The following is a 13,228-nucleotide window of genomic DNA, read 5'->3' as shown; positions in this document are numbered from 1 at the left end:
TAGGCTCCCACTAATAGGATAAATGGCTACACACGGGAGCGTGTGTAGCCATTTCCTTTCTCACCTAGGGACTATTCCCTTATTAACCCCGAAGTACGATGAAGCTTAATCTCAGACAACGTCTTCTAGGCTGGCTACATAAGATTGGTCTCCTCCCCCAGCGACTTACTCGACGTACTGCTGCCGAAGACCTCTTAAAGGCCATCTACGAGGCTCGTACTACACCCTCGTCTAGTCCCTCCCCAATTGCCTCTCTGGAGCTGAGTGAAGAGGATCAGTCGGAGCTTATCGCAGAGCTTCGTCGCGAGGGTTATCTCCTCTCTGAGGGGATGGAGCTTACCCCCCTTGGGGAGCAACGAGCCATCGAGCTAACACGTGCCCATCGCCTCTACGAGCTGTACCTAGCTGAGCATTCGGGCTACTCACCTAAGGAGTGGCACCGACTAGCTCATGCCAAGGAGCATGAACTCACGGCCAAGGAGCATGAGCGTATCGCTAAGCTCCTCGGTAATCCCCTTTATGACCCGCACGGTGACCCCATCCCGACGAGCCAAGGTCTTCGTCCGAGCACACCCTCCGTACTGCCCCTAGAGCAGCTGCACGAGGGGAGGTGGTATCTCGTCCTACATATTGAGGATGATGAGCCGATGAGCTACCAATATTTATCTTCTCTAGGTCTTACGAAGGACTCTATCTTCTATATGGAGACGCTGAGTGGGGATGTATGTGTCCTGCGCTACGAGGGCGAGACCTTCACCTTCCCCACGCCCATACTGCTTGCTCTTAGCCTGAGAGAAGCCTGTCCCGAGGAGGTTAAGGATACACATGCAGGCGAGGTGCAACGCCTCACACGCCTACCTCTAGGAGTAGAGACCTATATCCTATCCCTCTCACCTGCCTGTCGGGGGGCTATGCGTCGCCGACTCATGGATCTAGGCTTTGTGCCAGGCAGTAGTATTAGTATCGATATGCGTAGCCCTTTGGGTAATCCCATTGCCTATATAGTACGTGGGGCAGCGATTGCTCTTAGGGAAGACCAAGCACGCTATATCCTCATCCAGCCACCGAAACAATGACCAAGCACCAGACCCCGACCTCATGTGAGGGCTGTAATAGCTCTTGCCCCTCCTCCCGAGCCCTCCTCCAACGTAAGGGTGAGCATACCACGGATGTGCGCTTCACCATTGCTTTGGCTGGTAATCCAAACACTGGGAAGAGTACCGTCTTCAATGCCCTCACAGGGCTGAAGCAACATACTGGCAACTGGCCCGGAAAGACTGTTGGCAAGGCAGAGGGGGGCTTCTCGTATGCTGGTGACGACTATCGCATTGTAGACCTCCCGGGGACCTATTCCCTATCCTCCACGAGTGAGGATGAGGAGATAGCTAGAGACTTCATACTCTTCTCTGCACCTGATGTCACGGTCATCGTCGCCGATGCTACACGCCTAGAGAGGAACATGAATCTGCTCCTTCAGGTACTTCAAATCACAGATCGGGCTGTACTCTGTGTAAACCTCCTCGACGAGGCCAAGCGCAACAAGATAGAGATTAACCTAAATGCCCTCTCGCGCCGTATAGGCATACCCGTCGTTGGAGCTAGTGCACGCTCTGGCGAGGGCATGGATCAGCTCCTAGCTGCAATCCGCTCCGTAGCCCTCGGTGAATATGTTTGTAGCCCCTATCGTAAGAATAGCCTACCGAAGCATACTGCCCAGCAGGTAGCCCTACTCGAGGAGGCTGTAGGTCAGTATTACCCAGAGGTACCGAATAAGCAATGGATTGCCTATCGCCTCATAGAGGATGACCCATCCGTAACAACACGCTTTAACCACCCAGAGCTCCTAGAGAAGGCACGGGAGGTACACCTCGTCATCGGTGATAACTTCCATGACCAATGGACGGAGGCCATCTATGCAGATGCTTATCGTATCTGCTCGGAGGTCGTTACACAGGCCGATGCAGGGGGACGCCTACCGCTTGACGTTCGGCTTGACCGTATCTTGACTAGTCGTGCTTGGGGCTTCCCGATTATGCTCCTACTACTGGGTGGGGTGTTTTGGCTTACGATTGTTGGCTCGAATGTCCCGTCAGAGCTCCTCAGTGATCTCCTAGTGGGGTACATCCATCCCTTGCTGAAGTCTGCGATGCTACACCTACATGCTCCGTGGTGGCTGACGGGCTTCCTTGTAGATGGAGTCTATCTAACTATGGCGTGGGTGGTCTCGGTGATGCTCCCGCCTATGGCTATCTTCTTCCCACTCTTTACGCTCTTGGAGGACTTCGGCTATCTGCCGAGGGTGGCTTTCAACCTCGATGAGCTCTTCCGCCGAAGTGGAGCGCATGGTAAGCAGGCACTTACCATGAGTATGGGCTTTGGGTGTAATGCAGCTGGAGTGGTCTCTACGAGAATCATTGATAGTGAGCGAGAGCGGTTAATAGCCATCATCACCAATAACTTCTCCCTCTGCAACGGACGCTGGCCTACGCAGATCCTCCTAGCCTCTCTCTTCATCGGTGCAGCTGTACCGACAGCTTACGCAGGGCTAGCAAGTATTGGGGCTGTGCTAGCGGTTGTGCTACTAGGTGTAGGGGTAATGTTTGCTTCGTCTTGGGTGCTGTCTCATACGGTGCTTAGAGGGGAGGTCTCTACCTTTCACTTAGAGCTACCGCCCTATCGTCCTCCGCAGTTCTGGCGGACGCTTTACACGTCTCTTATTGACCGCACACTGATTGTCCTTTGGCGAGCTGTTGTGTTTGCTGCGCCTGCAGGAGGCTTGATATGGCTCTCGTGCAATATCCATATCGGGGGGATGAGCATCGCAGAGCACCTCATCAGCTTGCTGGAGTATCCGGGTTGGCTTATGGGATTGAACGGCGTAATACTCCTAGCCTATGTCCTTGCGATTCCTGCTAATGAAATTGTCATGCCTACTGTCCTGATGCTGACGACACTCGTCCTCGGAGGGTCGGGGAGTGAAGCAGGGGTACTCATGGAGGGTGGTACGGCGGAGACCTTTGCTGTCCTGCAGAGTGGTGGCTGGACACTCATGACAGGGGTGTGTTTGATGCTCTTCTGTCTCTTGCACCATCCATGTAGCACTACGATCTATACAATCTATAAGGAGACGGGGAGTTGGCGTTGGACGCTCCTCTCCATTGCCTTGCCGTTAGGTCTTGGGATTGTAGTGACGATGGTGACAGCAGGGCTCTGGAGACTCTTTAGCTAGCGTTATTAGGGCTCCTAAAGATATTTCCTAGTTATTCCTTTCCAGCCTCTACTCACAGTGTGGGTAGAGGCTTTCTTGCTTTGCTGAGCGACTTAGTTCTGCTTTGCTTGGCGATTCAGCTCTGCTTTGCTGATTGACTTGGTGCTACTTGCTTTCTGGAGCTTGTGCTGTCTCCCGGTCATCGGGATAGAGGAGGTAGTGCCTGCGGAGCTTACGGAAGGTGGAGAGACCCTTCTGCCAAGAGGCTCGGATAGCTTCCTCGCTCCAGCCCTCAAGGATCTGGGTGCGAAGTTTCTTTGTCCCTGCGAGCAGGTCGAAGAGCTGAGACTGGTTGATGAGGGTAAGCCCTAGGCGTGATGCTCTCTGCTGGAGCTGTAGAAGGGGTGCAAGGGTTAGTTGCCCCTTGGGAAAGGGGACTGAGGAAAAGTCGATTCCGTAGCAGGCTTTCCCTTTATGCTTGGGATTGGAGTCCTCTCCAAGCTTTACCTCGGGGGTGAAGACGTACTTCCCGAAGCGTCGGTCGGGATGTCCTACGGCTTGGAAGGGCTTGTCTGTACCTCTACCTACGCTGAGGATTGTAGCCTCGAAGAGGCAAAGAGATGGGTATAGGGCTATGGAGGTGTCGTTAGGAAGGTTGGGGCTTGGGCGCACAGGTAAGCTGTAGCTAACCCCATGTCTCCAGCCGAGGCAGGGGATGACCTTCAACCGACATGCTCTCTTGGAGCGCAGCCATTTCTCCCCATTAATCATCAGAGCTAATTCCCCTACAGTCATGCCATGTGCTAGGGGAAGAGGGTCAACGCCTATAAAGGAGCGACAGTCTGGCTCCCGCATAGGGCCATCGATGAAATCATTGGGGTTGGGGCGGTCACAGACGATGAAGGTCTTTTGTGTCTCTTCGCAGGCCTCCATGAGGTAGTGCATGGAGGATATATAGGTGTAGAAGCGTACCCCTACATCTTGTAGGTCAAATACCAGCACATCGACATCGGAGAGCATGGTCTCGGAGGGACGCTTTCTCTGTCCATAGAGGCTTATGATAGGTAGCCCTGTCTTTGTGTCTCTCCCGCTCTGTACGTACTTCCCAGCATCTACTTTCCCTCTTAGCCCATGCTCGGGCACGAAGAGCTTGATAATCTGTACGCCTTGGGCGAGGAGTGTGTCTACTAGATGCACTTTATCCTTGCCAACGAGGGAGGATTGATTGACCATGAGGGCTACTCGCTTGCCTTGCAGGAGAGGTAGGAGAAGCTCCATGCGCTCTGCCCCGAGGGTGAGGGGTAGTTCCTCCGCATGTATCAAGGAGGGAGAAAGGGAAAAGAGAAGGGTGAGGAGTAGGAGAATTTGCTTCATGGGCTAGTCAATCTTAACCCGAATGGCATTCACCTCTGTGCCCATGAAGATGGAGGCAAGTTCCTCGAACTTCTCGGGGCACTCTGTCGTACGGTACGAGACCGCCCCTCCTTGGCTTAGCCTACAAGCCATCTCAGGATGCCTCATAAGGTAGTCCTCGAGTGAGGCGGAGACCAGTTCGCCCTGCGAGATGAGTGATACCCCACTAGGCAGGGCTGCCTGAATCTTGTCTCGAAGGAGTGGATAGTGAGTGCATGCTAGGAGTACCGTGTCGATAGCCTCGTCTCGTGCCATGAGCTGCCCGATGTACTTCTGCACGAAGTAATCAGCTCCCTCGCTTTGGCTCTCCCCATACTCCACGAGTGGTACCCACATAGGGCAGGCTTGTTCGCTGACGATGACCTCGGGGAAGAGCTTCCCTACCTCTGTTGTATAAGACCCTGATGAGACGGTGCCGGGGGTGGCGACGACACCCACATGGTTGCTTCGTGTGAAGCTCGAGATGGCCTCCACTGTTGGGCGGATGATACCGAGTATACGGCGTGTGGGATCATCGGTGTAGGGTAGGTAATGTTGCTGGAGCTCCCTTAGGGCTTTTGCCGAGGCGGTGTTACAAGCCAGTATAATCAAAGGGCATCCCTGAGCAAAGAGGTACTCTACCGCTTCCTTGGTGAAGCCGTTGATCACATCGAAGGAGCGCGTGCCATAGGGTGAGCGTGCGTTGTCTCCGAGGTATATGTAGTCATACTGAGGCAGACGCCTCTGTATCTCAGAGAGGATCGTCAGGCCACCATAGCCTGAGTCGAAGACACCAATAGGAGCGAAGGACATAGTCAAATAGGAGGGGAAATGTATCCGTACCCTGTACTAGACAGGGACGAAGCTATAGAAGAGCATACCAAAGCCCCCTGCCACAGCTAGTAGCAGTAGGGGATTTGTCTTGAAACGATAGGAGGCAACGAAGGCAAGGGCAAACAGGAGGATACTGACCACAAACTGCAGAGTTGCCTCTCTAGGGGCACCGAAGTTCTCGACATTCATCAATACCAAGGCAGCTGCCGCCACAAGCCCTACGATTGTAGGTCTCAGACCCGAGAAGATGGAGCGAACGAAGGGGCTATCCTTATGCCTCAGTAGGTATCTGCTGATACCGATCATGAGTAGGAAGGGGAGCCAAAGCACCGATAGTGTAGCTATGAAGGAGCCTAGGATAGCCATCAGTGGGGGATAGCCATCATTGAGTACGGAGGTATAGCCCACGTAGGTCGCGATGTTGATACCCAGAGGCCCTGGGGTCATCTGGCTCACGGCTACGATGTCGGTGAACTCCCCCGAGCTGAGCCACCCCTCTTTACGTACCACTTCGTCCTGTATGAGGGAGAGCATCGCATACCCTCCACCGAAGTTTACGATACCGATCTTGGAGAAGACGAGGAAGAGCTTAAAGAAGATCATCGCAGCGTTTCTTTATGGCGTGAGTAACGTCCCCAGAGCCATCCCGAGAGGCCTGCGATGAGGATGATGTAGATCGGGGAGACCCCTAGCAGGTAAATTAGTCCAGCTGCTACAATGGGTATCCAGAACGTGTATCGGGTAAGCCCAGCTGTACGTGCCATCGTGAAAACGGGGGCGGCGATGAGGGCAACTACCACGGGGCGTATCCCGCGGAAGGCATATTCGACGAGGGGGTACTGCTTGAACTGTCTAAAGAGTGCCGCTAGGAGCAAGATGATGACAAAGGAGGGAAGGATATTCCCAAGGGCTGCCAGTAGTGCTACTCGTACGCCCCCGAGTTTGTAGCCGATATGCCCAGCCATGTTCACGGCGAAGACCCCAGGGGTTGCCTGAGCCACGGCCATGATGTCTATGAATTCCTCTTCGCTGAGCCAGCCCTCTTTCCTGACGACCTCATGCTCCATCATCGGGATCATAGCGTACCCGCCACCTATCGTACCGATACCGATACGAAAGAATACCCCGAAGAGGCGCATCTGCTCCTTAGTCTGCATCATCTCTTGTCCTCTGTTCCCTTTATGGAGGGGTGCTCTTGTCCTTGAATAGGCTGTTTAGATACCCAAGCATCCCCAGCTACTTAACGCAAGGATGCGCTTAATAGCCCACAAAGATACCCAGATTTAGCCACCGAAGGGTATTTGACCTTGGACTAGGGTAGGGTGGTGAATAGGAATGTTTACCTCTCTGGACGAAGATCCTTTGCTTCCGCTCTAGAGGTATCCTCGTAACCTCGCTGGAGGTATCGGGGCAAACTCCAGCGAGGTTACGAGGATACCTCTGGCAAGGTTACGGGGATACCTATTTTACCCCTTCCTCGTAGCCTCTGTGGGAGGGTTGGCGGATTAGGTTGGTGGAGCTAAGGTGTAAGCCTTTATCGAAACAAAGGCTACCTTTTGCTATCTTTGTCCTAAAGAGATTTGAAAGAATAGGATACGACTAGATGGGAAAGCCTAATTTGATCTTTGGCATGCATCCTCTGCTTGAGGCATTGGAGGCTGGGCGAGAGATCGACAAGATATTACTTAAACGTGGGTTGAGGAGCGAGGAGGTCAGTCGCATTATTGCCCTAGCACGTGAGCGTACGATCCCCCTACAGATTGTACCCGAGGAGCGTTTGACACGTCTGACACGCAAGCAGCACCAAGGGGTCATCGCCTTCATCAGTGAGATTGAGTACACGCCGCTAGAGACCCTTATCCCCATGCTCTATGAGGCGGGACGCTCTCCTTTCGTGCTCCTGTTGGATGGACTCACTGATGTCCGTAACTTCGGGGCAATAGCACGTACGGCGGAGTGTGCTGGTGTCGATGCCCTCATCATCCCCGAGCGTGGGAGTGTGACGGTGACGGCGGATGCGATTAAGACCTCGGCAGGAGCTTTGCATCGTCTCCCTGTATGTCGGGTAAGCTCTATTATGTCAGCTGTGTCTCTCCTCCAGGCAAGCGGTCTGAAAATTGTCGCTGCCTCCGAGAAGGCACGAGACGTCTATACTGAGACGGAGCTTCGCTTACCCCTTGGCCTTGTCCTTGGGGCTGAGGACGAAGGGGTTTCGGAGGAAGTCCTTCGCCGAGCAGACCATATCGTGCGTATTCCTCAGGTCGGAGCCATTGGCTCGCTGAACGTGTCTGTGGCTGCAGGGATCCTCATCTACGAAATCGTACGCCAAGGCACAGCCATCTCTAACGCTAAATAAGGAAGGAGCACGCCATGCTGATTAAGCTCTACGCAGATAATCCCGACTACCGCCTCCTCACAAGGCTCGTAGATCAGCTCAGGGATGGAGAGATTTTTATCTATCCGACAGCCTCGGGCTATGCCTACTGTTGTGATGCTCTGAATGCTCGGGCTATAGAGGAGCTGTGCCGACTCAAGGGGATAGACGTCCGAAAGAAATCCCTCTCAATGGCTTGCCACTCGCTGAGCCAAGTGTCGGAGTACTGCAAGATGAATGACCGAGCATTTAAATTCATCAAGGAGCATGAGGTGAACTATACGTTTATCCTCCCTGCCTCGGGAGCCTTACCTCGGATATTCAAGCATAGACGTGAGGTGGGCGTGCGTCTGGCTCAGCACCCTATTGGGCAGCTCCTCAGTGAGCATTTAGGTAACCCGCTCATCACGGCATCCCTACCGATAGAGGATAGTGATGAGCCAGAGTATGTGACCAATCCCGAGCTAATCGATGAGCGATTTGGCTCATTCGTCTCAGGGGTCTTCGATGCTGGGGATATACCACTTGCCCCCTCTACGGTCGTTGATTGTACAGAGGAGCCATTCGAGATTTTGCGCTACGGACATGGACGTCTGGCCGACGAAGAGCCCCTGATTAAGCAAGAGTAGACTCGCACCAACTAAATACATAGATATGATAGCCTTTTATTCGGATGAAGATGTGGAGGAGCCGAGGCTCCGTAAGAAGCTTATCCGTACATGGATCGAAGAGGTAGCCGAGAGCTATGACCGTAGGGTCGGGGAGCTCTGCTACCAGTTCTGTGGGGATGAGCGCATCCTACAGACGAATCAAGACTTCCTCGATCACGACTATTACACCGACATCATTACCTTCGACGAGAGCGAGGGGGATAAGGTGTCAGGAGACATGCTCATTAGCCTAGATACGGTACGCAGTAATGCTGAGCAATTGGGTACAAGCTACGAGGAAGAGCTCCACCGAGTGATCATACATGGTGTGCTACACCTCTGCGGGCTGAAGGATAAGACGCCCGAGGATGAGACTGCGATGCGTTCGGCAGAGGAGCGGGCCCTTGCCCTCCTGCGCTCCGAGCTAGGCGAAGGGGAGTCTCTCTTTGACTTATAGCAGATAGCACGACGGAGCCCTCAGTGGTTGAGAAAAGGACTTGCTAGCGTATTTAATGGAGCCTATTCCACGGAAAAAGCGTTTCTTTGTGGTCTAATAGACGATTTACCTTTAAGTGAACTTAATCATTGACCAAGGGAATACGGTGTGCAAGGTGGCTATTGCTACCGAGGAGGAGCTAGTACAATGCTATACCTTCCCTCACCTCTCCCTACGAGACGCAGGACAAATCTTATCGGCTCACCCCTCGCTGGAGGCTGCTATATACAGTTCTGTAGCACGAGTGGACAAGCCTCTCTTGGGGCTTCTCTCCGAGCGTTTGCCCTCTGTGGTCATGGTGGATGAGCATACAGCCGTCCCACTAGAGGTGGCGTATGATCGTAAGCGTTTAGGGAGTGACCGACTGGCAGCTGTCGTCGGTGCTTACTCGCTCGCTCCGAGAGAGAGGGAACTATTGATTGTAGACTCAGGGACAGCCATTACCTTCGAGCGTGTCACAAGCTCAGGCACGTATCTCGGAGGAAATATCTCCCCAGGGCTCTACACTAGGCTCAAGGCTCTTAATCACTTTACCTCCCGTCTGCCTCTACTCTCCGATCTGAAGGATACCTCTCTAGGCTATGGGACAACGACCCAAGAGGCTCTGAGTAGAGGGGCTTTGCGGGGGCTCATATACGAGGTAGATGGCTACATTCGCTCTCTACGCAGCCTTCACCCCGAGGCCGTTGTCTACCTCACCGGAGGTGATGCACAAATGATCCAGGAGCTCCTCGAGGAGGATGTATATGTAGAGCCAAACTTGGTGCTCTTTGGGCTGAATAAGATATTGGAGTACAACAAATGATAACAAGGAAGAAGATCATCTCCCGACTCGTCCTCACAGGACTACTTGCCACTCTCACTATCCCGTGCGCACATGCACAGAATAATAGTGAGCGCTCCCCCTATAGTCGCTATGGCTATGGTAGACTCGGTGAGCGAATGACGGCAGGCGCACGTGCCATGGGGGGGCTTGGCGCAGGACTGCGTGACCCAAACATCGTCAGCCCTGCTAACCCTGCCTCATATACTGCGGTGGACTCGTTGACGTTCATCATGGATCTTGCTGTCTCTCTCCGAGGGTCATACCTATCGGAGGGGAGCAAGAAGGATAGCCGTGTACTCGGGAATCTTGATTACGCCACAATCCTCTTCCCTGTGAGCAAGCATCTAGCCATTAGTGCGGGGATCATGCCCTTCTCTACTGTAGGCTATCGCTTCGGCAACACAGAGAAGCTCCAGGGGGATAACAGCGGTAGCCTCTACCAACGTGCCTATTCAGGTGAGGGGAGCTATAACGATCTCTATCTAGGTGTTGGTGGGCGTATCGGGAATTTCTCCCTCGGGGTAAATGCCTCATATCTCTTCGGCTATACGACCCGACAGCATCAGGTCATCTATAGTAGTGGAAGTAATGCCATCAACCCTGTGGATCGGAGCCAGCTTCACCTCAAGGGCTTTCGTTTCGATTTCGGAGCTCAATATGAATGGATGCTTGATGCTAAGCGTGGTAAGAGCTTAGTCTTTGGGGCAACCTTTGCTCCAGAGATGGGGCTACGGTCAGAGTCTGTACTCCTACAATATCAGTACAATACCCAGACAGGGCGTAGCACCCTCCTTCGGGCGGACACCCTTTCCTCTGGCGCACAACATATCTCCCCGATGAGCCTGTCAGGTGGACTGACTTATCGATACAAGGATGTCTTCATGGTCGGGGCGGATGTCTCCTACATGAAATGGGGGAGTGCAGGGGATAATGCGGGTACCGGTGCTCGCTTTACCGATCGTTATCGTATAGCTGTCGGCGGAGAGTGGCTCCCCAACTATCGTGGACGGAGTATCTTTAGTCGCTCCTACTACCGCTTTGGCCTCAATGGCTCGAACTCTTATGTGAAGGTGCCTACACCGGATGGTACGCTCGCTGGCTATACTCAGTATGGGGCTTCCCTAGGGATTGGTATTCCTTTGGTGGATCGCCGATCGCTGGTGAGCTTGACTATTGACTATAGCTATCTTCACCCACAAGCCTCGGGTATGGTCAAGGAGCATAGCCTAGGACTGACGGTGGGTGTGACCTTTAATGAGGGTTGGTTCCGCAAGGCTCGTATCAATTAAACCCACGAGAATAGAGAGTAATCTAAGTAGTACCGATTAAGAATCGGTGTAACATAAATACTAAATACAGAGATAATGAAACTGAACAGAATGATCCTGGTGGCAGCCCTTGGCTTCCTTTCCACGGCTGCCTATGCTCAGACGGGTAAGGCTTCAGGAACTCCTTTTGGCTCAGGTCAGGACAGTATCCGTTGCCGCCAAAGCATCAGCTTATTCACCAGTCTTGGTAAGACGGGTAACTATCAAGATGCGTTTGAACACTGGAAGAGGGCTTACGATGAATGCCCTGCTTCCTCGAAGAATATATACATCATTGGGGTGAAGATCCTTCAGTGGAAACTTGGTCAGGCCAAGGATCCCGCAGCGAAGAAGAAAGCTCTTGCCGATCTACTGAAGCTCTATGATGATCGTGCTACCTATTTTGGTGACGACGCTAAGATGGGAGCAGATAAGATTATGCTAGGTAAGACAAAGGAGTATCTAGTCACTGTAGGTAACGATGCAGACTATGCTCAGGTCTACGCTTGGCTCAAGCCTGTTGTGGCTCGCTACAAGGAGCAGACTGCACCAGAGGCTCTTTACTACTTTGCCTTCTCCTCTCGTGCTGTGGCAATGAGGGATACGACGAAGGTGGAGAATTACATCAATGACTACCTCGAGGCTGCAGGCTATGCAGATGCCGCTCTCGAAGCTGTAGCTAACGATGCTGAGGCCCGCAAGCAGATTGAGACGTTTAAGAACCCAATGGATGCCGAGTTCGCCCAGAGTGGTCTAGCTGGCTGTGAGATGCTGAATAGGGTCTATACAGTGGACAAGATTGAAGCACATAAGACGGATAAGGCCTTCCTTACCTCCACGGCTTCTCTCTTCCAGAATGCAGGGTGTAGCTCTACTGCTGCTTTCCGTGCTAGCCAGTACCTCTTCGATATCGAGCCTACTGCTACTGCAGCTATGCTTCTCGCTGGGAACCTCATTGAGCATAATAAGTACTCCGAAGCGAGTGATTACCTCAACAAGGCAATCTCTCTCTCCAAGAGTTCTACTGACCGCGTTAAGTGCTACGAAGTGCTTATCCAGCTAGCGATGAAGCAAAATAACTACAGCCAAGCCCGTGCTTATGCTAGTAAGGTGCTTGCTGAGAACCCCAACTCGGGTCGTGCGCTAATTGTACTAGCTCAGATGACTGCTAACTCAGCCTCTAGCTACTTCCCTGATGATAAGGTGAAGCAGCGTTGCGTCTACTACCTCGTCATCAACAAGCTGCGCCGTGCTGCCAGCGTTGATCCTAAGGTTGCAGGTGAGGCTAATCGTCTTATCTCTTCGTACTCTCGCCTCCTCCCCTCAGCTCAGGATATCTTCATGCACCCAGAGATAAAGAAGGGCAGTACGCTAAACATCGGCGGCGAATCGGTCGTCATCCCTTAATCCATAGCCTAGCCTATGCTTGAACTTCCGCCGCACTCTGCGGCCGGGGGATATAAAGGACTTCCTACCAAGGACACTACGTCTTTGGTAGGAGGTCTTTTCTCGTTGCCCTGCGTTGTCCTGTCTAGAGTCCTCATTGTCCTTGCGGGGCTTCTCTTCCTTGTTGCGTGCTCGAAGGAGCGAGTAGAGACTAAGAATCTCGCTGTAAACATCGATTCTCTCTACTCGGCACGAATGGTTCAGCTCAACACGCTCATCTCAGACTCTGGCCTGATACGCTACCGCATGACAGCTGCAGAGCTACTCATCTATGAGCGTCCAGAGCGCAATGAATGGGTCTTCCCTCATGGACTGCTCCTTCGTCCCTACGACACCATCAGCGGGAGTAAAGTCTTCATTAAAGCAGACTCTGCCATTCGTCGTACTCAGAATGAGGAATGGGAGCTGATTGGCAATGTACGTGTGCAGGGACCTAATGGTCAGAGACTGAATACTCATCGTCTCTTCTGGCTACGTGACAGTCGCCGCCTTTACTCTAAGGATACCACGTACTTCTTTACACAAGGCCGAGAGCTTCGTGGCTCACACTTCGAGGCAACAGATGACCTCAGTTGGTACGAAATTTATGATAACCGAGGTGTGATTGAGTACGAAGAGGACGCTGCGAAGAGTCCTTCACCTCAACCCGCTACCCCGGATACACTCCAGAGGGGTATTCGTTAGCCACTTATCCG

General features: G+C 52.9%; 13 protein-coding genes. 9 read left to right on the top strand and 4 right to left on the bottom strand.

Going from position 1 to position 13,228, the window contains the following annotated elements; all coding sequences use genetic code 11:
- Nucleotides 1–98: 98 nt before the first annotated feature.
- Nucleotides 99–1,076, top strand: a complete 978-nt coding sequence (locus HMPREF0636_RS02810; protein ID WP_044168365.1) for a metal-dependent transcriptional regulator — start codon at nucleotides 99–101, stop codon at nucleotides 1,074–1,076.
- Nucleotides 1,073–3,229 (top strand): ferrous iron transport protein B, encoded by a 2,157-nt coding sequence (gene feoB, locus HMPREF0636_RS02805; RefSeq protein WP_044168364.1) that lies wholly within the window; start codon nucleotides 1,073–1,075, stop codon nucleotides 3,227–3,229. The genes HMPREF0636_RS02810 and feoB overlap by 4 nt, the downstream gene beginning before the upstream one ends.
- Before the next feature lie 144 nt (nucleotides 3,230–3,373).
- On the opposite strand, the gene HMPREF0636_RS02800 is transcribed toward feoB, so the two are convergent.
- The 4 genes from HMPREF0636_RS02800 to HMPREF0636_RS02785 are packed head-to-tail and all read right to left on the bottom strand — an operon-like array spanning nucleotide 3,374 to nucleotide 6,594.
- The gene (locus tag HMPREF0636_RS02800; protein WP_044168362.1) at nucleotides 3,374–4,582 is read right to left on the bottom strand and encodes an exo-beta-N-acetylmuramidase NamZ family protein; all 1,209 of its coding nucleotides are present in this window, start codon (nucleotides 4,580–4,582) and stop codon (nucleotides 3,374–3,376) included.
- Nucleotides 4,583–4,585: 3 nt separating this feature from the next.
- On the bottom strand, nucleotides 4,586–5,413 hold the full coding sequence (murI, locus tag HMPREF0636_RS02795; protein WP_044168360.1) for a glutamate racemase: 828 nt from the start codon (nucleotides 5,411–5,413) through the stop codon (nucleotides 4,586–4,588).
- 36 nt (nucleotides 5,414–5,449) lie between these two features.
- Nucleotides 5,450–6,037, bottom strand: a complete 588-nt coding sequence (locus HMPREF0636_RS02790; protein ID WP_044168358.1) for a chromate transporter — start codon at nucleotides 6,035–6,037, stop codon at nucleotides 5,450–5,452.
- Nucleotides 6,034–6,594, bottom strand: coding sequence for a chromate transporter (locus HMPREF0636_RS02785; RefSeq protein WP_081748382.1), 561 nt, complete (start codon nucleotides 6,592–6,594; stop codon nucleotides 6,034–6,036). Before HMPREF0636_RS02785 ends, HMPREF0636_RS02790 begins: the two co-directional genes overlap by 4 nt.
- A gap of 443 nt (nucleotides 6,595–7,037) precedes the next feature.
- Between HMPREF0636_RS02785 and rlmB the strand changes: the two genes are divergently transcribed.
- The 7 genes from rlmB (at nucleotide 7,038) to lptC (ending at nucleotide 13,217) form a co-directional block, all read left to right on the top strand.
- Nucleotides 7,038–7,790: a 23S rRNA (guanosine(2251)-2'-O)-methyltransferase RlmB gene (gene rlmB / locus HMPREF0636_RS02780; RefSeq protein ID WP_044168356.1), complete on the top strand. Its 753-nt coding sequence runs from the start codon at nucleotides 7,038–7,040 to the stop codon at nucleotides 7,788–7,790.
- A 14-nt stretch (nucleotides 7,791–7,804) separates the two neighbouring features.
- Nucleotides 7,805–8,437 carry an L-threonylcarbamoyladenylate synthase gene (locus HMPREF0636_RS02775; protein ID WP_044168354.1) on the top strand — a complete coding sequence of 211 codons (633 nt, stop codon included), beginning with the start codon at nucleotides 7,805–7,807 and terminating at the stop codon, nucleotides 8,435–8,437.
- 25 nt (nucleotides 8,438–8,462) lie between these two features.
- Nucleotides 8,463–8,915, top strand: a complete 453-nt coding sequence (ybeY, locus tag HMPREF0636_RS02770) for an rRNA maturation RNase YbeY (protein WP_005467750.1) — start codon at nucleotides 8,463–8,465, stop codon at nucleotides 8,913–8,915.
- A gap of 115 nt (nucleotides 8,916–9,030) precedes the next feature.
- Nucleotides 9,031–9,759, top strand: coding sequence for a type III pantothenate kinase (locus HMPREF0636_RS02765; protein ID WP_044168352.1), 729 nt, complete (start codon nucleotides 9,031–9,033; stop codon nucleotides 9,757–9,759).
- On the top strand, nucleotides 9,756–11,069 hold the full coding sequence (locus HMPREF0636_RS02760) for a BamG family beta-barrel-assembly machinery protein (RefSeq protein WP_052328717.1): 1,314 nt from the start codon (nucleotides 9,756–9,758) through the stop codon (nucleotides 11,067–11,069). The genes HMPREF0636_RS02765 and HMPREF0636_RS02760 overlap by 4 nt, the downstream gene beginning before the upstream one ends.
- 75 nt (nucleotides 11,070–11,144) lie before the next feature.
- The gene (locus tag HMPREF0636_RS02755; RefSeq protein ID WP_052328716.1) at nucleotides 11,145–12,494 is read left to right on the top strand and encodes a tetratricopeptide repeat protein; all 1,350 of its coding nucleotides are present in this window, start codon (nucleotides 11,145–11,147) and stop codon (nucleotides 12,492–12,494) included.
- A gap of 15 nt (nucleotides 12,495–12,509) precedes the next feature.
- Nucleotides 12,510–13,217 (top strand): LPS export ABC transporter periplasmic protein LptC, encoded by a 708-nt coding sequence (lptC, locus tag HMPREF0636_RS02750; RefSeq protein WP_044168349.1) that lies wholly within the window; start codon nucleotides 12,510–12,512, stop codon nucleotides 13,215–13,217.
- Nucleotides 13,218–13,228: the final 11 nt, after the last annotated feature.

The sequence above is a fragment of the Porphyromonas catoniae ATCC 51270 genome, assembly GCF_000565015.1.
GTDB classification, from domain to species: domain Bacteria; phylum Bacteroidota; class Bacteroidia; order Bacteroidales; family Porphyromonadaceae; genus Porphyromonas; species Porphyromonas catoniae.
This window is presented reverse-complemented; position numbering and strand designations above follow the sequence as displayed.

What these genes read in the sequence shown, in the direction of transcription:
- HMPREF0636_RS02775 (WP_044168354.1), top strand. Translation starts at nt 7,805, where the DNA reads ATGCTGATTAAGCTCTACGCAGATAATCCCGACTACCGCCTCCTCACA.
- HMPREF0636_RS02755 (WP_052328716.1), top strand. Translation starts at nt 11,145, where the DNA reads ATGAAACTGAACAGAATGATCCTGGTGGCAGCCCTTGGCTTCCTTTCC.
- HMPREF0636_RS02760 (WP_052328717.1), top strand. Translation starts at nt 9,756, where the DNA reads ATGATAACAAGGAAGAAGATCATCTCCCGACTCGTCCTCACAGGACTA.
- lptC (WP_044168349.1), top strand. Translation starts at nt 12,510, where the DNA reads ATGCTTGAACTTCCGCCGCACTCTGCGGCCGGGGGATATAAAGGACTT.
- rlmB (WP_044168356.1), top strand. Translation starts at nt 7,038, where the DNA reads ATGGGAAAGCCTAATTTGATCTTTGGCATGCATCCTCTGCTTGAGGCA.
- HMPREF0636_RS02810 (WP_044168365.1), top strand. Translation starts at nt 99, where the DNA reads ATGAAGCTTAATCTCAGACAACGTCTTCTAGGCTGGCTACATAAGATT.
- feoB (WP_044168364.1), top strand. Translation starts at nt 1,073, where the DNA reads ATGACCAAGCACCAGACCCCGACCTCATGTGAGGGCTGTAATAGCTCT.
- ybeY (WP_005467750.1), top strand. Translation starts at nt 8,463, where the DNA reads ATGATAGCCTTTTATTCGGATGAAGATGTGGAGGAGCCGAGGCTCCGT.
- HMPREF0636_RS02785 (WP_081748382.1), bottom strand. Translation starts at nt 6,594, where the DNA reads ATGATGCAGACTAAGGAGCAGATGCGCCTCTTCGGGGTATTCTTTCGT.
- HMPREF0636_RS02790 (WP_044168358.1), bottom strand. Translation starts at nt 6,037, where the DNA reads ATGATCTTCTTTAAGCTCTTCCTCGTCTTCTCCAAGATCGGTATCGTA.
- HMPREF0636_RS02800 (WP_044168362.1), bottom strand. Translation starts at nt 4,582, where the DNA reads ATGAAGCAAATTCTCCTACTCCTCACCCTTCTCTTTTCCCTTTCTCCC.
- murI (WP_044168360.1), bottom strand. Translation starts at nt 5,413, where the DNA reads ATGTCCTTCGCTCCTATTGGTGTCTTCGACTCAGGCTATGGTGGCCTG.